Here is a 25558-nt window from a genome sequence, read left to right as displayed (position 1 = left end):
CTTTAATCTGGAGATGTTAGTTAATCTTGTTCTTCAATACCAAGAGCATCTATCCAAGATTGCGAATGAAATAGATGCCCTCGCTAAGGAAATTGAAGAATATCATATTCTTCAATCGATTCCTGGAATCGGAGAAAAAATCGCTGCAACTATTATTTCCGAGATTGGAGAGATTGATCGATTTAGTAATGCCAAAAAGCTCGTAGCATTCGCAGGAGTTGATCCGATTGTTTACTCTTCTGGTAAGTTTACAGCATCAGTAAATCGAGAATCACCAAACGAGGATCTAATGGACTACGGCACGCTTTATATATGGCTGTTCAAAGTGGTATTCGTGATGCTCGTAAAAAGAAGACGACGATGAGATAATAGCACGCAATAAGAGACTAAGAGAGTTTTATGATAAAAAGCGTGAAGAAGGAAAACCCTTTAGAGTAGCAGTTATTGCATGTGTAAATAAGCTCTTACACTGGATTTATGCCCTACTAAAAAGCAGATCTACTTTCCAAGATATAGCATAAATACTATATCTAACTAAATATAATAAAACCTTCCAATCATTGAACAGTTAAAATCACATTTTCTTGTTCATCTAATTTTACGCCTAATGCTGTTGCTGTCTCTGGAAATTTTGATATTGCGTCAACCGAAGAAGAATATGGAGGAATATCATTAGCAATATGCATTCTTGCTTCATTCTTTACAGACCACGGTACACTATGAGTTATTTTTCTTAACTTATCTTCCATTTTCTTTTCTTCTAATTCATCAATATTTGTATCATCAAAGTAGATTATATCCACATCAGGTGTATTTGTCCTATCACTAAAATTATGAAGTGGATCCCATATTTTTGAAAGTACAAAACCAGCACATATCCACCAATCTGGAAGATTTAATAGTTTCGCTGCTTTTAATACTTCCATCATCCATTCATCTTGTTTAATTAGCTCAATTACATCTTTTTCGTTTTGAATTATCATAAAAGCCTCCTCACAGAACATATATTTCTATATTATCACAAGAAAGGGCAAGGAGGTTGTTAAACTAAAATGCCCCTTTAGTTAAATAAGACCGCCGTATTGACGATCTCCTTGTTGTGTTAATGCACCAGTTACTTCATTAAGAAATTCATATATATTTTCTATTTATTACTCCAATGCTTCCATCAATTCATTGCCACGAATTAACATATTAGAAATAAGTCCGTCCTCATTTATATTTACTTCACCAGTTGCATTCACCACTAGTTCGTGTTCGTCACTATATTCTTTTTGATAATGTACCTCCAATGAAAATTTATAAATATTATCATTTACCTCTGATGTTTCCACTTCAATACGATTAAGGTTTAGCTGATAATCATTTCGATACGCATTATTTAAGAACGTAAAACCAAATGAAGAAATATAGGAACTATAGCCCTCTTCTGTAAAATAAGGCTTGAATTTCTCTGATGTATACGAATTTAACGCTTCAAATGCTGACTCAATATCTTCCATCTCATCTTCATCCGTATGAATGTTATTCCATATTTCTATCAATTCCTGTTCTGGTCCTGTAAATGAGTGTTCCATTATTGTTTCTATAGTAGCAATATTTTCATCCAATGGTTCAGTCTCCGTATTTGGAGAACAACCTGCGATGAACAAAACAAGGCCAACCAAGAGAATAACAATAAATATGGAAATATCTTTATTCATAAATATCTGCCCCTTATAATTAAGTACGATGCAAATACTATTTGATTTCAAATCACAAAACACATTCAATCATCCTGAACAGTTAGCTAAAAAAAGACTTCCGTATTGACGATTCCCTTATTGTGTTAATGCACCATATAGTTTAATAAGCAAATTTATATATTAACCTTCATCGCTTTATCAATACGGTTAAGTCACCCTCAAAAACTTTTTCTTCCTTATCATTAAAAGTGGATAACAATACCGTAAGGAGACCCGTTTCATTCTTTATTGCTTTTTTATCAATAACCTCAACAATGATATGTAATTCATCATCAGGATACACTGGCTTTATAAATTTAATATTATTCATTTTTGTTCCAGCAATAACATCCGCACCATATCTACCATCTTCAACCCATAACTTAAATGAAATAGCCAGTGTATGTATTCCAGAAGCAATGATTCCTTTAAATCTTCCCTGATTTGCTTTTTCCTCATCCAAATGCATATATTGGGGGTCAAATTCACCTGCAAACCTCACAATATCTTCTTTTGTTAATTTATGTGCTTTAGTTTGGAACACATCTCCAATTGTAAATTCATCTAACTTCATACAAAACACCTCTTAATTATTAGTTAACACTAGAACTTAATCTATTTTAACATCTATTATTAAGAGTTGGTGCTAATAATGTTTTTTTCTTGTAAACTAACCTGCCATTTACCTCAATATTACTTCTTTCGCTAATGCACCATTTACTTTAAGTACAATCTTTCACAGTCTATTTTAATATGCAAAGAAAGTATTAACTATTCAAATTTTAACACTCAGACATGTCTTAATTAACATCTTACATTTAATTGTTTCACTGGGATTTTTTATTAAATCTAGGTTTACTAAAAATGTTGCAAGAAACATGAATAATAAAGCGCATTAAAAGAACAACTGAGCAGAGTATCTATTTAAGATTTATTAACAGAAACATTAAAGAATTAACGATTGAGAACCTTTTCAATTAATAAACAACCGGATAGAGTCATTGAAACCTATTATAATTGTATTATTTTGATTCAAGTGATGATGAAGTTAACTTGGCTGCCTTAACCTAGCTCTTCGATAATACAAACTGTATATTAAAATAGCTATAATTATAACAAAGGAAAAGCAAATATAAATATTTCCATAAATAATTTCTGGAGATAAACTCTTTTGAAGCGTTAGTAGTAATCCAGAAATAGTGACTCCAAGCCCTCCACCGAAAAATTGGATTAATTGGGCGACTCCTATGCCTGAACCGACTTGTGTCATTGGCAGAATCCTCGTTATCTCATTAGAAATACTCGTTGAAAGTGATGTAAAACCAACACTCGCAAACATATATGCCACAAGTATAAAATAAGGACTGATGGTAGATAACAATGCGAATAGGATGGTCGCGCTTAATAAAAACAATTGCCCCGAAATAATTAATGGCATATTGCCAAAACGATCAATTACTCTTCCTATAAATTGTCCAGCAATCACTGCAATAATAGCTCCTGGAAAAATGATCATCCCTACCTCTATCGGTCCTTGTTGGAATGTAGTTGTAAGCATAATTGGCATTAAAAACAGATTTGCAAAATTTATAAAAAAAGTGATACAAACTATTAACAGTAGTTTTGTATACTGCCTATTTCTAAATAGGATTGGCGGAATGAACGGCTCTTTTCTTTTATGAAGATATCTCCACCACACCACAAAAAGAACGACGGTTGCAGCTAAGATAATATAGGAAAATGTGGTCAGAAAAAGGAGTAGACCTGTAACACTAAGTCCCGTTAGAATTGCACCAAATAGATCGAAGTGACCTTTTTGAAGAACCTCTTTCGGCAACAACAAATGGAAGAATGGAATCGAAAGGACCGAAATGCTACTGATAGCGAAAAGATAATTCCATCCTAAGTATTGCGTAATGATTCCCCCTATTAGAGGGCCTAACCCAAATGCCAAAGAAGCCGTAGAAGTAATAATTGCCATCGCTCTTGCACGCCTCGAAAGACGTAAACGCCCGGCGATGATTATTCCCAATCCCATAATCCCTCCACCACCAACAGCCTGAACAATTCGAGCTCCTAATAAGAGGAGAAAATGATTAGAAAAGAAGCCGATGATGGATGCGATTCCTAAAATACTGATTCCAAAAAACAAAAGTCTAGAGACGGAGATAAAGTCCGACAATCTGCTAAAAGCCAATGATGCAATGGCAAACATGATTGAATAACCGGAAACGAGCCACGACGCTGTTGATGAATTTAAGGAAAAGTCTATAATTATAGAGGGCAATGCAACATTAAACATCGTCGTGTTCATTACTACGAGCAAGATGGTAAAACTCAAAATTAAAATAATCTTATTCTCTTGAATGGGTACAATGCTTTCTAATTGGGAAGAAGTAGTTGACGTCATTTGATCCCGTCCTTATTTTTAAAGTAATTAGTCGATATCGTATTCGGACGACAACGACTAATCAACCTGCCTCACACAGGCAGTAAGCTGATTCCATTCAAAAACTGTTTATAGTTTAACAAGCGTTCTTCCGCGTACTTTCCCTTCTAATATAGCAGCTAATACTTCAGGTAGTTCTTCTAATGAGATTTCATTCACCATCTCTTCATTTAAGGTTGTTGGTTTCAAATCATTCCCAAGACGATTCCAAACCTTTAAACGCTCATTTCTTGGATATTGAACCGAGTCAACGCCAAGCCAATTTATACCTCGTGAAATATGAGGAAAAACAGTTGTGGAAACTTCACTGCCACCTGTGAAACCACATGTAGCTACAGATCCACCATACTTCAATGTACTTAGAATATATTGGAGAGTTTTCCCCCCTACAGGATCAACCGCTGCTGCCCATTTTTCTTCACGCACTGGCTGATTGTCGTTATCTACAATCTCATCTCGATGAATGATTTGTTTAGCGCCTAATCCTTTCAAATACTCTTCTTGGACTTTTTTTCCTGTACTCGCCACAACTTCATAACCTTTTTTAGCTAAAATATTTACCGCAACGCTGCCTACTCCTCCTGTTGCACCAGCTACTAGAATAGGTCCTTGGCTAGGTTCTAATCCATTATCTTCTAGTCTTTGAACGGCTATTGCAGCAGTTAATCCTGCTGTTCCAAGAACCATGGATTCCTTTAAAGATAACCCTTTCGGAAGAGGAACAACCCACTCTGCAGGAACACGTGCGAGTTCACTATAGCCGCCAAAATGACCTGTTCCTAATTCGTAGCTCGTAACAATAACTTCATCACCTTTTGTAAATCGTTCGTCTTTTGAATCAATAACCGTTCCAGCTAAATCGATTCCTGGCACAACAGGATAGCAGGATACAAACTTATTTAGGATGGCTACTGCACCATCTTTAAAGTTTACGCTAGAATAGGCTACTTGAATGGTTACGTCGCCTTCTGGAAGGTCTTCCATACGTAATTGTTTGATTTCTAACTTGGTTTGATCATTTACATTGTCTAGTACCATCGCTTTGAAATTATTCATTTTATCATCCTTTCCTTTCTCTTTTATGATTGGAATTCCCTTTTAAAACCATACACGTACTTGTTGAATGCGCAACAAGACTCTTTTTTTCATCATAGATATGGCATTCCAGCAATCCAATTGTGCCGCCCTTTTTTATTATTTGCCCCTCAGCTCGCAGTTTCGATTCAAAAATAGGTTTAAGGAAATTCAACTTAAGTTCCACCGTCGTAAACAATTCGTCCTCAGCAAGTGTACTAATAAAAGATAATCCCATTGCAGCATCAGCTATATCACCCAGTATCCCGCCATGCAATGTGCCCATCGGATTATGCAATCTTTCAGAAGCTTCTATTTCAATAACGACTCTGCCTTCTTCAGCTTCTACCACCTCAAAGCCAAGTACTTGCGCAACAGGGGCACCAGGTATTTCACCCGTCATCATTTTCTTTAATCTTTCTAAGTGACTCATTATCCACAACTCCTAAATAATAAATTTTACTTTTAGGGTACCGCTAATATTGAATAATTAAATTAATCTTTTAGAAACGGATAATCTACATAACCTTGTGCACCACCGGTATAGAGCTTATTTAAATCCGGTTCATTTAGAGGGGCATTTTTCTTTAAACGCTTAATGAAGTCTGGATTAGCTAGTGCCCAAATCCCTACTGTTGCGACATCTGCTAGACCATTATCCAAATCCATCGTAAGTTGTTCAAGCGGACGTCCCGCTCTATTTACCAACAGTGGCTGCGTCCATAATTGGCGTATTTCTTGTAATAAGGGTTCATTGCCAAAGTGCATAATATGAAGATAAGCCAAATTAAGCTTATTTAACTCCCCTATTAAATAACGATACATCTCAATATTTGTATCGCCTTCCTCAATTCCGTTCAATGTTCCTTGAGGAGAAAACCGAATTCCCGTTTTTTCCGAACCAATTTCATCAATGACTGCTTTAGTCACTTCAATTGCAAATTGAGCCCGGTTTTCAATTGTTCCACCATAGGCATCTTGCCTGAGATTTGAGTTTTCACTAAGGAATTGTTGAATTAGATATCCATTTGCCCCGTGAATTTCGACTCCATCAGCTCCAGCTTCAATTGCTGCGGCTGCAGCTGTACGAAATTCTTGAATGACTTCTTTTATCTCATTTTGACCTAATTCCCTAGGAGTCGGGATATCTTTCTTCCCCTCAGCTGTATACATTTCTACTCCAGGTGCAATAGCTGAAGGTGCAACCGGTTGTCGATGATGGGGCGTATTGTCAGGATGTGAAACACGCCCTACATGCATGAGCTGAATGAATATGCGAGCCCCTTCATTGTGTACGCGGCTCGTTATTTTCTTCCAACCTTCTATGTGAGATGGTGTATAAATCCCTGGTGTATTTAAGTACCCTTGGCCGTCATCTGAAGGTTGTGTACCTTCACTTATGATTAAACCAAAAGAAGCACGTTGACCATAATATTCAGCCGCTAACTCTCCCGGAGTGCCATCAGGTAAAGATCTATTTCTCGTCATTGGTGACATACCTAAGCGATTTTTCAATGTAGAGTTTCCAATACGAACCTCTTCAAATAGATTTTTCATTTTTACTCTCCTTTTTATTAACATATTATAAACAATTTAATATCTATGACTAATTGGTTTTTACCCTCTCAATTACTTAGAATCAAGAAATAGGTTTACATGTTTGGCAAATAGTTCTGGATACTGGAATAGATGTCCATGACCAGAATTAGGATAAATAATCAGTTGTGCATTTGGTAAATGCTCAGCTAGAATATAACTATTTTTTGTTGGTACCATTACATCTTCAATGCCATTGGTGACAAGCACAGGATGAGGAATGTTTTGCAACCAATCGTAATTATGATCAGTCTTCGGTTGGGCCCACTTTGCAAGGGCTTTTAGTTGAGCTGCTTGTACTTGATCTGAACTTTCAAACTGTTTCTGATTCATAATTCGTTGTAGAGACTCCATCCCAGCAGCTTTACTTGTTTCGGTTGAACGATAGAAGAAGAACATGAAATTATCTAAAGCATCGTTTACATTTCCACCGTGACGTTTCATTCTCTCAAATATTACTGGATCTGGATTAACTCCAGCTTCTGGAGCAGAACCAGCTATAATGATACACCTTACCAAATCAGGCTCTTGTAATGCTAATTCCTGTACAACCATTCCTCCAATTGAAAAGCCCAGAACATCGACTTGTTTTAAATCAAGTGCTTTAATGAAAGTTGCTCCATCCTTTGCCATTTCAGCTATAGTAGATGGCGTTTTTACACTGGTTTCACCGACACCAGTATTATCAAAAAGAATAATTGGTCGACTTTCTGCTAAAGCACCAATCATATTAGGATCCCAGTTTTCCATTGTTCCACGGAAGTGAATGAAGAAAACAAGTGGAATTCCTGTTTCTTGACCGAATTTTCTATAGGCAAATCGGATTCCTTCAGCCTCGATATAACTTGATTTAGTTGGAATTGTAAATGTTGACATTGTATAGTCTCCTTTCGAACTTATTTGTTCGAGTATTTTGATATTGGATTTTATCTGTCGAGCTGTGACTTACTGTACATGTGGTGGTTATCTGATTTTCAATATAATTTTTCATTCTAATCTCTTGTAAAGGAAACAATTTACTCTACAAGTATACGTACAATTTTAATTGAAATAATTTGAGAACGAACATTCTCGAAAGAGTAGAAAAAAGAAAGCTTAATCCAAGACAGACAGTGTCATATCGATAATGCTTTCCAATTTTTCTTTATCATCGCTTGTTTTCGCTAATACTCGCAATCCCACTAATGAATTATGAATAAATTGGGAGAGATTTTCCGCATCATGATGATTTGATATTTCTCCTAATGTTTGACCTCGTAGCAATAGCTCGTACAGTAGTTTTTCAGTCTTTGAGAAACTATCCACAACTTTCTCTGCCACCTCTTCGTCTTGCAGGGATAATTCAACTGCTGTATTTACTGTTAAACAACCAATAGGTTTTTTTTCATTTTTATAAATTGCAATCTCAAATAAACGCCTGATGGCCTGTTTTACCGAATCCAGTGGCTTTACTTGCGAATCTATCTTGGTCCCTATTACCTCTTCATAGCGATCCAATGCTCTCATAAATAATGTGTGCTTATCGCCAAATGTATCGTATATACTTCTGCGATGGATGCCCATATGCGTGACTAAATCTTGCATCGAAGTTTTTTCATAGCCCTGTTTCCAAAAGAGTACCATAGCTTTTTGTAATACTTCATTTTCATCATATTCTTTGATTCTTGCCATCCAATTCCCCTCCTTTCTAAAAAACTATAGCAGCTCTTTATAACGTCGTTTAAAAAGTCTTTAAGTACTTAGAAGCTTGTTTTGAGAACGACCATTCTCATTTCTCTAAAAAAATATCACTTATCCCTTACCTTATATACCCTACGATATCATTTAGAGAACGATCAATCAATAAATAACTTCAGTAATTATTATGACATTTCTCTATGCTTCAGAACCATCGGATAGTGATTTTTTCTCAAATTATATTTCAACAAGAGAAAAATTGTTAATTAAATAAATTTTTCATCTTACATTATCCTGACTCTTGATTGCCTTGTTCCGCAATCTGGCCCGTTTGCTGAACAAAGACCAATCTAGACTCTTTCACTAAACTGCCCCGTTAGTTTAAGTGTAATCGTTCACAATATCTATATTTAGTTTAACATAAATTTTCAGATTACCTTGTAAAATCAAGCGAAAACTAATCAATTTTCAATTTAATGGTAAATTTAAGTATGTCAATTTACATTGATGGTCATTTTACATTACATTTTTAACGTTTGCGACAGGTAACAGAATCCGATGTCTGACTGAGACATTTTTTTAATTAACCTATTGTATTTTTCAGATAATAGAAGTATACTACATTACACGAGTAATGCACTAACTCGCATGAAGGGAGTTGCAGACTTGATTCTTAATTCCAATGGGTCGAAACCAATTTATATACAAATTGCAGGATGGATCGAAACAGAAATATTAAATGGAAAACTCAAAGAAGATGAAAAAGTTTATTCCCAATATAAGCTTGCAGAGATATTTACGATTAATCCTGCAACAGCTGCAAAGGGATTAAATATACTTTCTGATGAAAAAATTCTTTATAACAAACGGGGCCTTGGAAAGTTTGTGACCAAAGATGCTAAAGCAATCATTATGGATAAACGGAAAAATCAGACACTAAAGGGTTTGCTAAAGGAAGTGTCATTGGAGGCGGAAAGGTTAACCGTTGGGGAAGAAGAGTTAATTAAAATGCTTCAGGCTATTCATAACGAACGTAAGGGGGATGCGGAATGAATGTTATTGCATGTAAGGGGTTATCAAAAAAACGAGGACAACTTAAAGCTTTACATGATTTGTTTTTTTCGATTAAGGAAAATACGATTACCGGCTTAATCGGTAGAAATGGGGCAGGCAAGACAACGCTTTTAAAGATACTTACTGGTTATTGGAATGAAACATCTGGTGAGGTTAGCGTGTTTAAAGAAAAGCCATTTAATAATTTACTAGTCTCGGCAAATGTCATCTATGTGGATGATCAAATGGGTTTTTTTACGAGGCTGACATTAAAAGATATTTTAATCGAAGCGGAAAGATTTTATGTAAACTGGGATAAAAAACTGGCAATGCGTCTCTTTGATTATTTTTCTTTTTATCCAAATGATTTTCATACCATTTATCCAAAGGTAAAAAAAGTACATTTAATATGATTATCGACTTATTATCACGTTAGTCATCACTTAGAAGAGATTGAGGATTTACTTGAAGAGGTTCTGCTGATTGATCAAGTTAAAAAATACTTTCACCTTTCCATGGATGAATTGAAAGAATTTGCAATTGGTTTGACAGGAAGAACCGAAATAGTTATGCAGTGGGCAGCAAATAAAGAGGTAAACCACACAGGAACAGTAGGGGTAGACACAACTTATTGTGTCATAAAAAATGGTTATTTAAAGTTCCTGAAAACATAGAAATCAGTAGTGACTCGGATGTTTGGATAGAATATATAAAGTGATTGGGAAGCGTTCGATTCAATGAGCTATTAATAAATTATGTTATACTAAAAGGAATAAATATTTCGCTTTATGAGGACTTTGTATACAAAGTTGAACAGGGGAAGCTGGTGAAAATCCAGCGCGGTCCCGCCACTGTGAAAGAGGAGAATCCATCGAATTCCCTGTTTTAATAAAGGGAAGACAATGGGTTTGTTGATTCTGAGCCAGAAGACCTGCCATAAGGAAAAGTAGCATTTAAATCCTACGGGAGATAGGAGGGTGCATGAACTAATCTAATTTCTGTGCATTTTTTTGCAATGATAATGAGTAGTGTCATTCACAGGCATCTTCCGTAAAAGAAGGTGTTTTTTTATTTGATGAGGAGAAGATACAGTATGGATAAGATAGCTATTAGCGATACCAAAACAATTCAAACACGACTAGTTATGCCACCTGATACTAATCATTTAAATACTATTTTTGGTGGGAAAGTTCTTGCCTATATTGATGAAATTGCCGCTTTAACTGCCATGAAACATGCTAATAGTGCTGTTGTAACAGCTTCAATTGATTCAGTTGATTTTCTATCTTCGGCAAAGGTTGGAGATTCATTGTCCTTGGAGGCTTATGTTACGTATACGGGGACAAGCTCCATGGAAGTCCATGTCAAAGTAACCGCCCATGACTTAATAAGAAATGAAAAGAAATTAACGACAGAATCATTTCTTACCATGGTTGCAGTTAATGAAAATGGAAAACCTGTTCCGGTCCCTGGGGTATTCGCGGAGAGTGAAGTGGAGAAAGAGTTATATTCATCGGCACCAGCGAGAAAAGAGAATCGCCTACGACGTAATGCTTATAGGCAGAAACAGATGTAATGGCCAGGAGTTGTCCGACTAAACAATTTTGCTGAAAACGGTTAGTATTTATACTAAATGGTTGGAGGGATTAAAATGAACGAAAAAGTTGTGATTAACGACGTAACGATTGATGCTATAAACTTTCAAGAAGAAACAGTGAAAAAGGATGGAAGGGCATTAAAGAAAATAAGATTTGATTTTAAAGTAACCACAGAGGACTATCATGACATCACCACATTGCTGTATAAAAATGATTTCATGGTAAAGATGCCTGATAAAAGCCTTGAATTCCCAGCTGTTATTCATCGTTACTCCACCTCTATTACTAATTTGTATGAAGCAGGGGCGGTTGGCGATTTTAAATTGGAATTGTTGGAGAAAGCCTGAAGATCCACCTGTGACGTTCTTAGTCATAGGTTTTTTGGTATATGCAATAAAATCCACCCACAATTATCTGATTATCCTTTTATTATGAAGGGAATCTCCATTTGAATAGAGAAATAAATAATAATGAAATTTCTAAGGAGGTTGTTACATATGAATCCTTTTCTAATTGATTTTCCACAAAAATTTGAGACAGAACGATTGTTGATGAGGGCTCCCAGACCCGGAGATGGGAAAGCAGTAAATCAAGCAATTAAGGCATCTATTAATGAGTTGAGACCATGGATGCCATTCGCCAGGAACGTACCAAGCGAAGAGGAAACAGAAATTAATATTCGTCAGGCTTATATCAAATTTTTATCTAGGGAAGATTTGAGGTTTCATGTATTCTTAAAAGAAACGGGTGAATTTATTGTTTCTTCGGGCCTTCATCGAATCGATTGGAATGTGAGAAAGTTTGAAATAGGTTACTGGGCAGATAGCCGCTATACGGGAAATGGTTATGTTACGGAGGCTGTTGCTGGTTTGACCGATTTTGCTTTTAAGAAACTGCGAGCAAACCGTATCGAAATTCGCTGTGATGCCAAAAATAGAAAAAGTCGCGCTGTGGCAGAAAGATTAGAATTTAATTTAGAAGGAATTTTAATTAACGACGATATGTCTGCAGATGAAAGTGAGCTAAGGGACACTTGTATTTATGCGAAAATTAGAAAGTGATAGATATGCTTTTCCTTTGACCTTTAACATGCGATAATGACAAAAAATAGGATTGGATGAAATGATGACACAAATAATTGAATTAAAAGTAAAAGCGGACTTTATCGGTCACTATAAAAATAAATATCCATTGATTAATAAGGATGCAGTTGTGAATAACGAGTCATTGTCGTTGGAAGGTACCCTTGTCCATCTTGTGGATGATAATGGTACCTTTCTTGGCAAAGGATATTATGGAAAACAAAATAAAGGAATTGGATGGGTACTGTCTTTTAATGAGGGAGAGAAAATCGATTCCGTCTTTTTTAAAAATAAAATTTTGACAGCAATAAATAAACGTCAATCGTATTATAAAGATGAAAATACAACTGCATTTCGTCTTTTTAATGGGGAAGGTGATGGTATTGGCGGACTGACAATTGATTATTTTGATGGTTATTATTTAATCAATTGGTATAGCCAAGGGATTTTTTCGTTTAAGGAAAAGGTTATAAGTGTCTTAGATGAACTTGGTGATTATAAGGCTATATATGAGAAAAAACGCTTTGATACGAAGGGGCAATATATAGATGACGATGATTTTGTAAAGGGTGAGCGTGGTGAATTCCCACTACTCTTTAAAGAAAGTGGCATGGATTATGCCGTTTATTTAAACGACGGAGCAATGGTTGGTATTTTTCTCGATCAGCGAGAAGTACGCCAAGCACTTCGAGACAAGTATGCAAAAGGTAAACATGTGCTGAATACTTTCTCCTATACGGGAGCATTCTCTGTTGCTGCTGCGTTAGGTGGGGCAACTAAAACAACAAGTGTTGATCTTGCCAAGCGCAGTAAAAGTAAAACAATCGAACAATTCAGTGTCAATGGAGTTGACTTCGAGCAGCAGGACATCAAAGTTATGGATGTCTTTGATTATTTTAAATATGCGAAACGGAAAGAATTGAAATTCGATTTGGTTGTGCTAGACCCACCAAGCTTTGCGCGTTCAAAAAAACACACGTTCAGTACATCGAAAAATTATCCGGGATTGATAAAAGATACACTGGCGATCCTTGAGAAGGAAGGTATCATCATCGCTTCTACAAACAGTGCATCGTTTGGAATGAAGAAATTTAAAGGTTTTATTGAGAAAGGTTTTAAAGATATGAGTATGAAATACAAGATTTTAGAGGAATTTTCACTGCCAGCTGATTTCCAGGTGGATCGGAATTTTAATCAAGGAAATTATTTGAAGGTAGTTATTGTGCAAAAGGTAAATTAATGAAAAACCCGCTTTGATACAAAAATCTTAGCGGGTTTTTTAGTTGGTAAAAGACAGTTTCCATCTGTTAAAAAAAGATTATGATATTTTCGCACAGTTGTTGTTTTATAAAACTCGCAGTTGAGATGAAATGCGACGTAACTGCTTTTCCCGCCGTCCGGGATCGCTCTGGGCGGATGCGCATCCTTAGGGCACGGCCTCAGCCCCGAAGAAAAAACCACTCTTCTGGTCTTCGGACACGTGCTATTCCTGCAGGAGTCACCGCCCGCCGCTCACCCGGACTGGTAAGGCTGTGTGATATGATTTTTATAAAGCAATAATGCAGTTAGCTTAAAACCAGCTCTGGGGAAATATACGAAGACTCCAGCCGCCCGCGGAAAGCGAGTATATTTCCCCAGAGCGGTCGCCGAAGTTTCTATATACTGATAGAAATCAACCAGCAGTTACTTCATAGTTTATAGATTTTGTGGCTGAAACAACAATGCCTTTCGGTAGGACGAATAACCGTAGTCCCAGTCATTTAGAAAAGAGTTAAAGGTTATTTTAATAAAAAGCACAAAAAACTATTGTATATTTATTCTTTTTGTTGCATAATAATTCATACAAACAATTATTAAGGGAGCGTTCATATGATCACGAATGGGAAGGAAATTAATTTTCAGCAACAAGAACTAAAAGGGCGGGATTTTTTAACACTTGCAGATTATACCCAGAATGAAATCAATTATTTACTTGATTTGGCTGATTATATAAAAAAACAAAAACAAGAGGGGATTGCCTTCGAGCCGCTTAAAGGAAAAACATTAGGAATGATTTTTGAAAAATCTTCGACAAGAACACGTGTATCTTTTGAAGCTGGAATTTATCAACTAGGTGGGCTGGGGATCTTTTTAAGTTCAAAAGATATTCAGATTGGTAGAGGGGAGCCGATTTCAGATACTGCACAAGTTCTGTCTAGTTATTTGGACGGTATCATGATTCGGACTTTTTCTCAAGATACAGTTGAAGAGCTTGCTGCGTATGCGAATATCCCTGTCATTAATGGGTTAACGGATTTGTATCATCCATGTCAGGTACTTGCAGATTTGCAAACAATTAAAGAAATTAAAGGGAAGCTTAAAGGCATGAAAGTCGTTTATATTGGAGACGGAAATAATATGGCGCATTCACTGATGATTGGAGCTGCGATTATGGGAATGGAGCTTGTAGTTTCTGCGCCTGAAGGGTACCAGCCAGATTCGGTGGTTACCGAAAAGGCAATTGAACTAGCCAACGAACATGATGCTAAGATTAAGATAGAGAAAGACCCATCTATTGCAGTTAAGGATGCGGATGTTATCTATACAGATGTATGGGCAAGTATGGGGCAGGAAGAGGAACAGATGAAAAGGGAACTGGACTTTGATGGTTACGAGGTCAATGAGGCGTTATTGGCTGAGGCTAAGAGTGATGTAACATTTATGCACTGTTTACCAGCACATCGAGGTGAAGAAGTATCAGCTGAAGTGATTGACGGGAAGCATTCTGTTGTCTTCCAACAAGCGGAAAATCGCTTGCATGCTCAGAAAGCATTGATGACCGCTTTGATGGGATAGTAGTTAGACAAAAGAGATTATCAAAAAGGCCCTAATCTACAGGATTAGGGCCTTTTGATGTGTATGTGGCTAGTTTCGATTATTCGTGCTATTAGTCTTTCATACGGTTCGTCTATTTTACAGTTAGACCTTGGACATCCATCTCCAATAACTTCACTTGGTAATCGTTAAGTAGAGCTTGCATTTTCTCCGCTACAGATTGCCCACTTCCCTTAGGTGCGAAAGACAGCATTGTAGGACCGGCCCCACTAATCACAGTTCCGTAAACGCCATATTTTTTGGACTCATTCCTTATTTTACTAAAGTTAGGAATGAGATTTGCACGATATGGTTCATGGAAAATATCTCGTTCCATCATTTTTCCTGCAAGTTTATAGTTTCCTGATAAAAGTGAAGCAACGACAATATTGCTGATGCCGCTTGCACTTGTAGCATCGTTTCTCGAATAACTATTTGGTAAAACATCTCTTGCTTCTTCTGTCTTTAACTCGACATTCGGAATATATAAGATGACATCAACATCTAATGCCGACATTTGAATCCAATCAATTTCATTTTCGGTTACGATTGAAATGACGAGACCGCCATATAATGCTGGAGCAATATTATCGGGGTGTCCTTCTATTTCCGTACCATAACGTAGTTTCGCTTCAGAGGTCAATGAAAGATCGCAGACTTGATTAGCTAATTCAATTCCTGCAATGATTGCAGATGCACTGCTTCCAAGCCCACGAGCCAAAGGAATATCGCTCGTTTCTACTACTTTACATGGCGTAAGTTGCTTGTGGTGTCGTTCTGCAGTTTGCTTCGCTATTTTATAAATAAAATGTTCTTTATAGTTAGTTCTGTTGGAAGGAGAAGAATGGGAATAGAATTCCCATTCTTCAGACTCTGTCACTTCCAATGTTAAGTAAAGATTTACAGCTAAGCCCATGGAATCGAATCCTGGCCCGATGTTAGCCGAGCTTGCTGGTACAGAAATCTTGAATGACTTCATTTTTTTATCATCTCTTCAATAAAACTCGTTACAGCTTCTTCATCGTTAGGGAGAGATACTGGTTTTATATCCATCTGATCAATTGCTGTTTGTGGATCTTTTAGGCCATTTCCGGTCAATACGGCAACTACTTTTGATCCCTTTTTAATTGTTCCATTTGCACATTGCTGGATAACGCCTGCGATGGATGCACATGAGCCAGGTTCTGCAAATATTCCTTCTTTGCTTGGTAACAATTTGAAGGCATTTAAGATCTCCTCATCTGTAACCGAACCGATCATTCCATTTGATTCTTCTCTTGCCTGCACTGCTAAATTCCAGCTTGCTGGATTTCCGATTCGGATTGCGGTGGCAACCGTTTCTGGATTAGCGATTACTTTATCTTGAACAATCGCTGCAGCACCTTCTGCTTCAAACCCAAACATTCTTGGAAGGCCAGTTTGTTTGTGTTCGTTATATTCTTTAAACCCTTTCCAATAAGCACTGATATTACCAGCGTTGCCAACAGGGATGGCAAGAATATCAGGAGCTGATCCTAATTGATCACAAACTTCAAATGCAGCTGTTTTTTGTCCTTCCAGACGATATGGATTAACAGAATTAACTAATGCTACAGGTGTATTTTCGCTAACTTTTCGTACCATTTTCAATGCTTCATCAAAGTTTCCGTCAATTTCAACAATTTCGGCACCGTACATGACAGCTTGAGCCAGTTTTCCAAGGGCGACTTTTCCCTTTGGAATAACGATGATTGCCCGAATTCCAGATCTTGCGGCATAAGCTGCCGCAGCTGCGGAAGTATTACCAGTCGACGCACAAATTACGGATTTACTACCCTCTTCAATCGCTTTTGCAACTGCAACGACCATTCCCCTATCTTTAAAGGACCCAGTTGGATTAGCTCCTTCTACTTTTCCATATAATTCTATACCTAATTCTTTGGATAAATTAGGGAAATGGATTAATGGTGTATTTCCTTCCATTAAAGTAAGGTCAGGTGTATTTTCTGTGACAGGTAAATAATCTTTGTAATGACTTAGAAGCCCTTGCCAACTCATGTAACAGCATCTCCTTCAACTTTGTAATAGCTTTTAACTTCCAGAACAACATCCAAATCCTTAAGCTTCTCAAGAGCGTTACGGAAATTCTCCAGTGATGTTTCATGTGTTATAAAGATAATCTCTGCTAGCTCATGCTTTTTATCAGGAGTCTGAAGGATTCGCTTAAAACTGATTTCTCGCTCATGGAAGAGAGTGGAAATCGTTGAGAATACTCCCGCTTCATCTTTTGCATATAGTCTAACATAATATTGTCCATAGCGTTTATCCGGCGTTTTCAATTCTTTTTTAAAGTGTGGTTCGATTAATTGATTTCCTGTGACACCTAAACGTAAATTTTTAATGGCGGAAATAACATCGGATACGATTGCTGTTGCGGTTGGCAGACTCCCTGCTCCAGGACCGTAAAACATCGTTTCACCGACAGCTTCTCCGTATACATATACAGCATTAAATTCATTTTTTACAGATGCAAGGGGGTGACTTTTAGAGAGAAGTGTAGGTTGAACATTAACTTCAAGCTCATGATTATCAAAATTTGCATAACCAATTAGTTTCATTGTATATCCTAATTTGTCTCCATACTGTAAATCTTCCAATTCAATACCTCTAATACCAGTAACTTCTACATCTTCAAGATCGACAGCAGTGGAAAAGGCAAGTCTCCCTAAAATAGCCATTTTTCTTGCGGCATCCAGACCATCTACATCAGAAGAAGGATCTGATTCAGCAAATCCGAACTCTTGTGCTTCTTTCAATGCATCCTCATAGCTTACGCCTTCGCTATCCATCTGCGTTAATATATAATTTGTTGTACCATTTACAATTCCCATTAACTTTTGAATATGATCTGATGAGAGACCATCTACAATGCCCCTTAAGATAGGTATACCGCCAGCGACACTTGCTTCATAATAAAAGTCACATTTATTTCTGTTGGCAGCATCCTGAAGCTCCGGTCCATGCAATGCAACAAGGTCTTTATTAGCAGATACAACATGTTTTTTTGCAGTAAAGGCTTTTAAAATATGTTGTTTAGCTTCATCAATTCCACCCATTACTTCTACTACAATATCAATCTCCGGATCATTTAAAACATCATCTGGATTGGTTGTGAGTACGATTTCGTTTGTATTTACATCACGATTCTTTTCCAGGTCCCTAACTAAGACGCTTTTGACCTGTACACTGCAGCCAAGCTGATGTGCAAGTTTTTCCTGATGGTTTTCAATTAGTTTAATTACTCCTGAACCAACAACACCTAAACCTAATAGACCTACAGATACTTTATTTTCCATATAATCACCTCATATAACTTTCTCATTAAAACATCAAATCGTATATTTAATCCATTTAAACATGAAAAGCATAGTATGGCAATAGCGAATTTTTGAATAATTCGTTTGAAGCGTTTTCATTAAAAGGCAGCATGATGAACCAATATCGGTTTTAATCAATAAACTAAGTATATAACCCAAAATTGGGAGGGATACATTATGGGTGAAGTAATATCTGGAGCCATATTTATTACCTGTTTGGGACTGGGGTTCACGATTGGACTTCTTTGCGGAAGTATGGAGGTTGGCGGAACAATTGGTCTTGGTGCTGGATTAATTAGTATTATTATATTAAGAAAAAATGACAAATATCGTTAAATTGACTGGCCATTTCAGGACGTATTGTACGTAATACGTTATGGAAGGGTAATATTTATTCGTTTAAATAGGTTTACTTGTTATTATAATGGAGGAGGCAGAAATTTCATTTGTCAGTGCATGACTGATTTAGGAGTTATGTCCAAATAGAAAGTCTTTTTTCTATGATTTATCAGGAGGAGATTAATATGAACTTAGCAAAATTCCCAAGAAGAAAGTACACATCTAGTTATACACCAATAGAAAAATTGAATCGTCTTTCAGAAGGTCTTGAAGGGCCGTCCATATATCTGAAACGAGATGATTTACTAGGACTTGCAGCCGGCGGGAATAAAACAAGGAAATTAGAATTCCTTGTTGCGGATGCTTTGGATAAAGGTGCAGATACGTTGATTACAGCAGGAGGAATTCAATCAAACCATTGTCGTTTAACGCTCGCAGCTGCGATTAAGGAGAATATGAAGTGTATTCTTGTGCTGGAGGAAGGAATCTCTAATATAGAAGATCCTGATTTCAACGGTAACTTTTTCTTGTATCACTTGCTTGGTGCAGAAAATGTTATCGTCGTTCCAAATGGTGTAGACCTAATGGCAGAAATGCAAAGAAAAGCGGACGAATTAACCGAACAAGGTCGTAAACCATATGTGATCCCTGTTGGAGGATCGAATGTTGTAGGAGCTACGGGATATGCAGCTTGTGCCCAGGAAATAATGACACAATCATTTGAACAAGGACTGAAAATAGATGCAGTAGTATGTGTCAGTGGCAGTGGTGGGATGCACGCAGGATTAATTGCAGGGCTTTACGGCAATCAGACTGGAATTCCTGTCATTGGTATCAATGTAAGTAGAGGAAAGTCAGAACAGGAAGAGAAAGTTTCCCAACTTGTCAAGGATACTGCGGATCATATAGGGATCTCCAATAATATTCCTGATGAAGCTATATTGTGCTTTGATGAATATATGGGCCCAGGTTATGCATTGCCAACACCTGAAATGGTTGAAGCAGTTCAAGTATTTGCTAGAGAAGAAGGTGTTTTACTTGACCCGGTGTACACAGGAAAAGCAGCTGCTGGGCTTATAGATTTAATTAAACAAGGCTATTTTAGAAAAGAGGATAATATACTATTCGTACATTCCGGTGGTTCACCAGCTTTGTATGCAAATACCGATTTATTTAAATAGAGCTAGAAAGAATAGGGGGAATATACTTAAATATTCCCCTTTATTTCGACCCAATATTTGAGGAGTGACAGGCACCTACAAAGGGTATTATAAAGGAAAGGAATAATTTGAAAGGATGGTTGGACATTTGGACCTTTTCCTGTTTGCTTTATTTACTTTTCTTTATATCGCATTACTGATTTGGGGAATTAAACTTGCTGCGAAATATGGTTGGTCGAGCAGTGCGAATATCGTGTTGTTTGTCGTAGTTGGTCTTATTTATGATAATGGAATACTTGCTTTGGGTCGATTTATAGGGGAAGGCAATATTTTGGAAGCATTAAATTTGGCGAGGTATTGGCTTCATGCATTTTTTACGCCTTTATTAGTTATTTTCTCTTGGAATGCATTAAAACGTGCAAATATGAAGTCGGCAAAATCCAAAGCGGCTATGTATGTTACTGTTCTCATTACTATTTTATTGGTTATCGTAGAGCTGATTACTGAAGTTGTTGGAATATCACTGAAAGCAACATGGGACTATGGCATTTTAAGCTATGAAAACGTCGAACCTTCGAACGGCCCACCAATTATGGTATTGATTATTAGTGTTATATTGCTTATAGCTTCCATTATTGTTTGGTGGAGACAGAAATGGATTTGGTTTTTTATTGGATCAGCCATTATGATTGGTGGGAGTTTCATTCCTATTCCAATCGAAAGTGGAGCGGCAACGAATTTATTCGAGCTAATTTTATTGACATCACTTATTGCTACAAAGTCCTTTCAAGATAAAAAATCTTCTATATAAAAAGAGCAAAATCACTATTAATCAGTGGTTTTGCTCTTTATACCTTTCGACAAATTTCGGGGAGTGACAGGCACCCGAATGGATCGGATGGCTGTAACGAGTCCTAGTGAGATGATGATTCCCCCTATGATCGCGTTATTTTCGATTCCGGCATGATCAACGATAATACTACCTACGAATGAGCCGACTGCAACACCTAAATGCAATGATGAATTATTCAGGCTGATTAAAATATCGGAATTGCCTGGTGATGATTCAATCAAATAGCTCTGCATCGGAGGTGTAATAGCCCAACTCATTGTGCCCCATACAACCATAACAATAAAGAAAAATGGGATGGAAAATGTAGTGAACGGAATTGCCAATATAGCTACGATAAATAGAACAATGACAGAAAGTATTGTTGGTTTGGAGCCAAAGCGATCTGAAAATGTACCACCAATCGCTCCACCGCTGACCGCTGCTACGCCAAATACTAAATAGACGACACTCACCCATACACCATCAAGTCCCATTGTGTCTTTTACAAATGGAGTTAAATAGGCATATAGTGTCGTATGTCCTGCCAACACGAGAAAGGTAGTTGCATGAGCATACAGTACCTTGCTATTCTTTAAGGTACGCATTTGATCGCCAAAGGAAACAGCAACCTGCTCAGGAGTAATTTTTTCCATGAAAAAGTATACTCCTGCAATAGAGAACAATGTTAAAATTGAAATCAAGATAAATGGTGCGCGCCATCCAAATGCATTACCAAGCATCAGTCCAAATGGAATACCAAGGACAAGCGAACCACTCACGCCCATATTTACGATTCCAATTGCACGTCCTCGATATTTTGTTTCTACAATAGTGGAAGCCATTGTGACACATAATACAATTAACAGCGATGCACTTGCTGCTGAAATAATTCTGCTTAAGAACAGCACACCGTATACTGGGCTGAAAACTGCTAAGATATTACTTAGTAAGAAAATAAACAGTGTAAATAGAGTCAATTTTTTTCTTTCCAATTTAGAAGTGAGGAATAATAAAATTGGTGAAGCTACAGCAAATACAAGAGAAAAAATCGTAATCAATAACCCTGCCTGTCCGACACTGACATTCAAGTCAATTGCAACTAAATCTAATATGCCACCTATAATCAATTCGACCATCCCAACTACAAAGGAGACAATCGTTAATAAATATACTCGTTTATCCATTATTCATACGCCTTTCTTAAAAAAATACAACAATTCAATATTAGACCTAAAAGCATTCCGCTAGCAAGCGAAAACAGTAATTATTGATATATTGTACGTCATAAACCCATATATTTCGATATATTTTAGGGAGTGACGGTCACTAAAAGGGACGAAACGGGAAAAAGGTGTGAGTTTTTGTTATACTTAGATTACCTCGTGAATGTCCAAAGGAGGAGAAATTCGTTGAGTAGTCAAGCTAAATTGGAAAAAGAAGCCATGCATGTACTGAAACTTACGAGCAGAACGTTTTATATACCTATTAAGTTATTGAATTCTACGTTAAAAAAGACAATAGGGTCTGCTTATCTTTGCATGAGAGCAATAGATGAAATTGAAGATCATGAACAACTGGATTCGGAAGTAAAGCAACAATTACTGCAGGGAACAAGTAACTTATTAAAGACTGACTTTGATTCAAATGCCTATCAAGAGCTTATAAAACCTTATCAGTCATTATTGCCTGAAGTTACGGTACGTCTTAGCGACTGGCTAGAATTCTGCCCGGATGGAATCGTTGATAAAGTTAAAGAGTCAACCAGTGAAATGGCAGAGGGCATGGCGAAATGGGTCAAAAAGGATTGGGTCGTCAAAACCAAGGAAGATTTGGATGAATATACATATTATGTGGCAGGTCTTGTTGGTGTTATGCTGTCAGATATTTGGAGATGGTATGATGGGACTGAAACCGATCGTGATTTAGCTATTGGTTATGGAAGAGGCTTACAGGCAGTTAATATACTTCGAAATAAGGATGAAGACGCAGAACGTGGCGTACGCTTTTTCCCCGACGGCTGGACCAGGGATGATATGTTTGTGTATGCAGAGGATAATTTAAACAAAGCAGGCCAATATATGAAGCAGATTGAAACCAAAAATATTATTTTATTTTGTAAGATCCCTTATGAATTGGCGAATCGGACACTAAAAGCTTTAAAAAGTGGAAAAGAAAAGATATCCAGAGTAGAAGTTGAAACTACAGTTGATCAAATAATAAACGAATAAATACAAAAATACACGTCTAGGAATAGTCGTGTATTTTTTGATTGATTTTCATAAAATTAAAACCTTCAACACGCTTCAACAAGCTTTTTCTGCGTATTATATCAAATGAAAATAAGTTTTTGAAATATTAATGTACTGCATTCAATTGTGTAACGTGGGGTATATTATTTGTAAGATTAATAATTAATATCTATAATGAAAACTTGCGTTACTAAATTGAGCAAGTTGGTGGAATATCGTCATTGGATCGTTGATTATAACAATTAATGATTCAAATTTCATCCAATGGTCTTTAATGACAAAGCAGAAACTTATATTATGGATACTTGCTCCTAATAAAATCAGGAGGTAAAGCGTGGATTCGAATAAGAAGAAGGGTCTTGATTGGCCAGTATTTATAATTAGTGGAGGATTTTTACTTGCATTTATTGTCGTATCATTAATAAATAGTGAAATGGTTGGTGGTGTAGTCAATACATTATTTGCCTATTCATCCGATTTATTTGGTGCCTATTGGCAATTACTATTACTTGCAAACTTTTTTATTGGGCTAGGTTTAGCAATTTCGAAATATGGAAAGGTCAAGTTGGGGAAGCAGGATAAACCTAAATATAGTTATTTTGGTTGGGTTTCTATGATTTTGGTTACCTTACTTGCGAGTGGTGGTGTATTCTGGGCTGCCGCTGAACCGATGTATCATTATGTAGATACACCGCCGTTATTTGGCGGTGGGCAATTTAATAATATGAGTGCTGCTTTTGCCCAATCTTTTATGCATTGGGGTTTTACTGCCTGGGCGATTTTAGGGACTCTCGCGGTAATTGTTATGATGTATGTTCATTACAATAAGGGCTTACCCTTAAAACCAAGGGGATTGTTATACCCGATTTTTGGTGAAAAAATATATCACAATAGCTTACTCGGTTCATCTGCAGATATTTTTTCCATTATAGCAACGGTTGCTGGTACATTAGGACCGCTTGGGTTTTTGGGATTACAAATATCATATGGTTTAAATCATTTATTTGATGTTCCAAACACTTTAACAGTAAGTATTATTGTGGTAATGGTACTTGTTCTAATTGCTGCGATATCAGCTGCTACAGGAGTGGATCGAGGAATTTACCATTTGAGTAATTGGAATGTTAAATTCACGATTTTATTAGCACTAATTGTTCTTGTAGTCGGACCTACGACGTTTATCATTGATGCATTTGTCGGTGGTACAGGTTTTCATTTGCAAAATTTCTTTACGATGAGCATGTATCGTGGAGATGAGGGCTGGCTTTCATTCTGGACAATCTTTTTCTGGGGTTGGTTTATCGGTTATGCCCCGATGTTGATTGTATTTATTAGCAGAATTTCCCGTGGGCGTACGATTCGCGAATTAATTCTTGCGGTATCGATTGTGGCGCCGATTGTAAATAACTTTTGGTTCTCCATTGTTGGCGGTACAGGGGTATTTTTTGAAAGTGAGAATCCTGGATCTATATCGAATGCATTGAACGAAGGCGGTATGCCTGCAGCAGTGATGGCGATTACGGATCAACTTCCAATGGGAACTTTAATGGGCGTAGGTTTCCTTCTAGTCTCCATTGTGTTTGTAGCTACAACCACGGATACAATGTCGTATACAGTTGCTGCTACCATCACGGGGAATGATCATCCAAAACGCTGGCTTCGTGTAGTCTGGGCATTAATTTTTGGTGCAACAACAATGGTAATTCTTACAATTGGAGAAAACAGCGTTTCATCTATCCAAAACTCCATTGTTATAACTGCAGTTCCAGTGTCATTATTATTGCTGCCACCTCTGTGGAATGCGCCGAGAATAGCAAAGAAAATGGCTTTGGAACAAGGACTCGTATGGCAACGTGAAATGAAAAAGAAAGTAGATAAAAAATATTAATTAATATACAAGCCATCCAATTTTATTCGGCAAATTTGGATGGCTTTTTTCTTATTGTTGATTTTCCAAATATGTGAGGGAGACTTTTAAGTTCGCGTTTTTTTCACGAATACGATCGAGTAAATCTTTATCTTTTGTCTCACTATTACTTCGTATTGCATAAGTGTACATGATCATCGTTCCCAGATTGGTCGTTTCCACCTGTCGAAGAGAATGATGTAAGGTAAACCGACTAAAAACATCCTCCAGCAGGTTTTCATGATTCAGGTTTTCTGGTACTGTAACTTTTAAAATTTGGGTATCTTTTCCTTTGCCATAATCAAGTTTATACAGGATGTAAAATAGTATTTAAGTTGAAATAAGTCATTCATTATATATTTCCTCCTAACCACAATAGTAGACGCTTAACATAAAATCCTAATGTGAAAAAGATTAGAGTTTACTGATAAAGTGATGTGGAAATATTAATTTACTGTAAATAAGGGATACCTAAAAAAACGCAAAGCTCTGAGGAGCCCTGCGTTTTTCCTTAGTGGATAAGTTGTAATTAGCTTATCTTTTGTAGTAATAATCAGGTGACATTTCTTACTGATCATCTATTAAATAGCGCCTTTAACGCAAGATAGAT

At 36.8% G+C, this 25558-nt stretch carries 24 protein-coding genes, 2 pseudogenes and 1 riboswitch; of the genes and pseudogenes, 13 read left to right on the top strand and 13 right to left on the bottom strand.

What is annotated here, in order from left to right; all coding sequences use genetic code 11:
• A pseudogene (locus tag ACHABU_RS14655) lies at nucleotides 1-521 on the top strand (IS110 family transposase); the annotation flags it as partial.
• A gap of 45 nt (nucleotides 522-566) precedes the next feature.
• On the opposite strand, the pseudogene ACHABU_RS14650 reads toward ACHABU_RS14655, so the two are convergent.
• The 9 genes and pseudogenes from ACHABU_RS14650 to ACHABU_RS14610 form a co-directional block, all read right to left on the bottom strand.
• A pseudogene (locus ACHABU_RS14650) lies at nucleotides 567-983 on the bottom strand (nucleotidyltransferase family protein); the annotation flags it as partial.
• Between the two features lie 168 nt (nucleotides 984-1151).
• Nucleotides 1152-1703: a hypothetical protein gene (locus ACHABU_RS14645; protein ID WP_435765667.1), complete on the bottom strand. Its 552-nt coding sequence runs from the start codon at nucleotides 1701-1703 to the stop codon at nucleotides 1152-1154.
• A 169-nt stretch (nucleotides 1704-1872) separates the two neighbouring features.
• On the bottom strand, nucleotides 1873-2298 hold the full coding sequence (locus ACHABU_RS14640; protein ID WP_435765666.1) for a MaoC family dehydratase: 426 nt from the start codon (nucleotides 2296-2298) through the stop codon (nucleotides 1873-1875).
• A gap of 474 nt (nucleotides 2299-2772) precedes the next feature.
• Nucleotides 2773-4134: an MFS transporter gene (locus ACHABU_RS14635; protein WP_435765664.1), complete on the bottom strand. Its 1362-nt coding sequence runs from the start codon at nucleotides 4132-4134 to the stop codon at nucleotides 2773-2775.
• 108 nt (nucleotides 4135-4242) lie between these two features.
• A complete protein-coding gene (locus tag ACHABU_RS14630; protein WP_435765662.1) occupies nucleotides 4243-5229 on the bottom strand; it encodes an acrylyl-CoA reductase family protein in 987 nt (328 codons plus the stop codon).
• Between the two features lie 4 nt (nucleotides 5230-5233).
• Nucleotides 5234-5680, bottom strand: a complete 447-nt coding sequence (locus ACHABU_RS14625) for a PaaI family thioesterase (protein ID WP_435765660.1) — start codon at nucleotides 5678-5680, stop codon at nucleotides 5234-5236.
• A gap of 62 nt (nucleotides 5681-5742) precedes the next feature.
• On the bottom strand, nucleotides 5743-6804 hold the full coding sequence (locus ACHABU_RS14620; protein ID WP_435765658.1) for an alkene reductase: 1062 nt from the start codon (nucleotides 6802-6804) through the stop codon (nucleotides 5743-5745).
• A 72-nt stretch (nucleotides 6805-6876) separates the two neighbouring features.
• Complete coding sequence (locus ACHABU_RS14615) at nucleotides 6877-7719, bottom strand: alpha/beta fold hydrolase (protein ID WP_435765656.1); 843 nt, start codon at nucleotides 7717-7719, stop codon at nucleotides 6877-6879.
• A 219-nt stretch (nucleotides 7720-7938) separates the two neighbouring features.
• Nucleotides 7939-8514: a TetR/AcrR family transcriptional regulator gene (locus ACHABU_RS14610; protein ID WP_435765655.1), complete on the bottom strand. Its 576-nt coding sequence runs from the start codon at nucleotides 8512-8514 to the stop codon at nucleotides 7939-7941.
• A 672-nt stretch (nucleotides 8515-9186) separates the two neighbouring features.
• Here ACHABU_RS14610 and ACHABU_RS14605 point away from each other — a divergent pair.
• The 7 genes from ACHABU_RS14605 (at nucleotide 9187) to argF (ending at nucleotide 15088) form a co-directional block, all read left to right on the top strand.
• Nucleotides 9187-9573 (top strand): GntR family transcriptional regulator, encoded by a 387-nt coding sequence (locus tag ACHABU_RS14605; RefSeq protein ID WP_435765653.1) that lies wholly within the window; start codon nucleotides 9187-9189, stop codon nucleotides 9571-9573.
• Complete coding sequence (locus ACHABU_RS14600; RefSeq protein ID WP_435765651.1) at nucleotides 9570-9986, top strand: ATP-binding cassette domain-containing protein; 417 nt, start codon at nucleotides 9570-9572, stop codon at nucleotides 9984-9986. The genes ACHABU_RS14605 and ACHABU_RS14600 overlap by 4 nt, the downstream gene beginning before the upstream one ends.
• Nucleotides 9987-10345: 359 nt before the next feature.
• Nucleotides 10346-10526: riboswitch (cobalamin riboswitch) on the top strand.
• Nucleotides 10527-10666: 140 nt separating this feature from the next.
• Nucleotides 10667-11149, top strand: a complete 483-nt coding sequence (locus tag ACHABU_RS14595; protein ID WP_435765649.1) for an acyl-CoA thioesterase — start codon at nucleotides 10667-10669, stop codon at nucleotides 11147-11149.
• Nucleotides 11150-11224: 75 nt separating this feature from the next.
• Nucleotides 11225-11518: a DUF3219 family protein gene (locus ACHABU_RS14590; RefSeq protein WP_435765648.1), complete on the top strand. Its 294-nt coding sequence runs from the start codon at nucleotides 11225-11227 to the stop codon at nucleotides 11516-11518.
• Nucleotides 11519-11668: 150 nt separating this feature from the next.
• On the top strand, nucleotides 11669-12232 hold the full coding sequence (locus ACHABU_RS14585; protein ID WP_435765647.1) for a GNAT family N-acetyltransferase: 564 nt from the start codon (nucleotides 11669-11671) through the stop codon (nucleotides 12230-12232).
• Between the two features lie 64 nt (nucleotides 12233-12296).
• Complete coding sequence (locus tag ACHABU_RS14580) at nucleotides 12297-13493, top strand: class I SAM-dependent rRNA methyltransferase (RefSeq protein WP_435765676.1); 1197 nt, start codon at nucleotides 12297-12299, stop codon at nucleotides 13491-13493.
• A 629-nt stretch (nucleotides 13494-14122) separates the two neighbouring features.
• Nucleotides 14123-15088, top strand: a complete 966-nt coding sequence (gene argF, locus ACHABU_RS14575) for an ornithine carbamoyltransferase (RefSeq protein ID WP_435765645.1) — start codon at nucleotides 14123-14125, stop codon at nucleotides 15086-15088.
• Between the two features lie 112 nt (nucleotides 15089-15200).
• On the opposite strand, the gene thrB is transcribed toward argF, so the two are convergent.
• The 3 genes from thrB to ACHABU_RS14560 are packed head-to-tail and all read right to left on the bottom strand — an operon-like array spanning nucleotide 15201 to nucleotide 18441.
• Nucleotides 15201-16085, bottom strand: a complete 885-nt coding sequence (thrB, locus tag ACHABU_RS14570) for a homoserine kinase (protein ID WP_435765643.1) — start codon at nucleotides 16083-16085, stop codon at nucleotides 15201-15203.
• Nucleotides 16082-17143 carry a threonine synthase gene (gene thrC, locus ACHABU_RS14565; RefSeq protein ID WP_435765642.1) on the bottom strand — a complete coding sequence of 354 codons (1062 nt, stop codon included), beginning with the start codon at nucleotides 17141-17143 and terminating at the stop codon, nucleotides 16082-16084. Before thrC ends, thrB begins: the two co-directional genes overlap by 4 nt.
• Nucleotides 17140-18441 (bottom strand): homoserine dehydrogenase, encoded by a 1302-nt coding sequence (locus tag ACHABU_RS14560; RefSeq protein WP_435765640.1) that lies wholly within the window; start codon nucleotides 18439-18441, stop codon nucleotides 17140-17142. Before ACHABU_RS14560 ends, thrC begins: the two co-directional genes overlap by 4 nt.
• Nucleotides 18442-18639: 198 nt before the next feature.
• On the opposite strand from ACHABU_RS14560, the gene ACHABU_RS14555 reads away from it, so the two are divergent.
• The 3 genes from ACHABU_RS14555 (at nucleotide 18640) to ACHABU_RS14545 (ending at nucleotide 20772) form a co-directional block, all read left to right on the top strand.
• Nucleotides 18640-18798, top strand: a complete 159-nt coding sequence (locus tag ACHABU_RS14555) for a hypothetical protein (protein WP_435765639.1) — start codon at nucleotides 18640-18642, stop codon at nucleotides 18796-18798.
• Nucleotides 18799-18986: 188 nt separating this feature from the next.
• Nucleotides 18987-19982 (top strand): D-cysteine desulfhydrase, encoded by a 996-nt coding sequence (locus ACHABU_RS14550; RefSeq protein WP_435765637.1) that lies wholly within the window; start codon nucleotides 18987-18989, stop codon nucleotides 19980-19982.
• Between the two features lie 115 nt (nucleotides 19983-20097).
• A complete protein-coding gene (locus ACHABU_RS14545) occupies nucleotides 20098-20772 on the top strand; it encodes a hypothetical protein (RefSeq protein WP_435765636.1) in 675 nt (224 codons plus the stop codon).
• Nucleotides 20773-20789: 17 nt separating this feature from the next.
• Here ACHABU_RS14545 and ACHABU_RS14540 read toward each other — a convergent pair whose 3' ends face one another.
• Nucleotides 20790-21977, bottom strand: a complete 1188-nt coding sequence (locus tag ACHABU_RS14540; RefSeq protein WP_435765635.1) for an MFS transporter — start codon at nucleotides 21975-21977, stop codon at nucleotides 20790-20792.
• Nucleotides 21978-22202: 225 nt separating this feature from the next.
• On the opposite strand from ACHABU_RS14540, the gene ACHABU_RS14535 reads away from it, so the two are divergent.
• Nucleotides 22203-23021, top strand: a complete 819-nt coding sequence (locus tag ACHABU_RS14535) for a squalene/phytoene synthase family protein (protein ID WP_435765634.1) — start codon at nucleotides 22203-22205, stop codon at nucleotides 23019-23021.
• 355 nt (nucleotides 23022-23376) lie between these two features.
• Nucleotides 23377-24930 carry a BCCT family transporter gene (locus tag ACHABU_RS14530; RefSeq protein WP_435765633.1) on the top strand — a complete coding sequence of 518 codons (1554 nt, stop codon included), beginning with the start codon at nucleotides 23377-23379 and terminating at the stop codon, nucleotides 24928-24930.
• The last annotated feature ends 628 nt before the right edge of the window (nucleotides 24931-25558 follow it).

This window comes from Oceanobacillus sp. CF4.6 (assembly GCF_051262635.1).
GTDB lineage: Bacteria > Bacillota > Bacilli > Bacillales > Amphibacillaceae > Oceanobacillus.
Note: the sequence above shows the minus strand (reverse complement) of the source record. Positions and strands in the feature narration are given on the sequence as shown.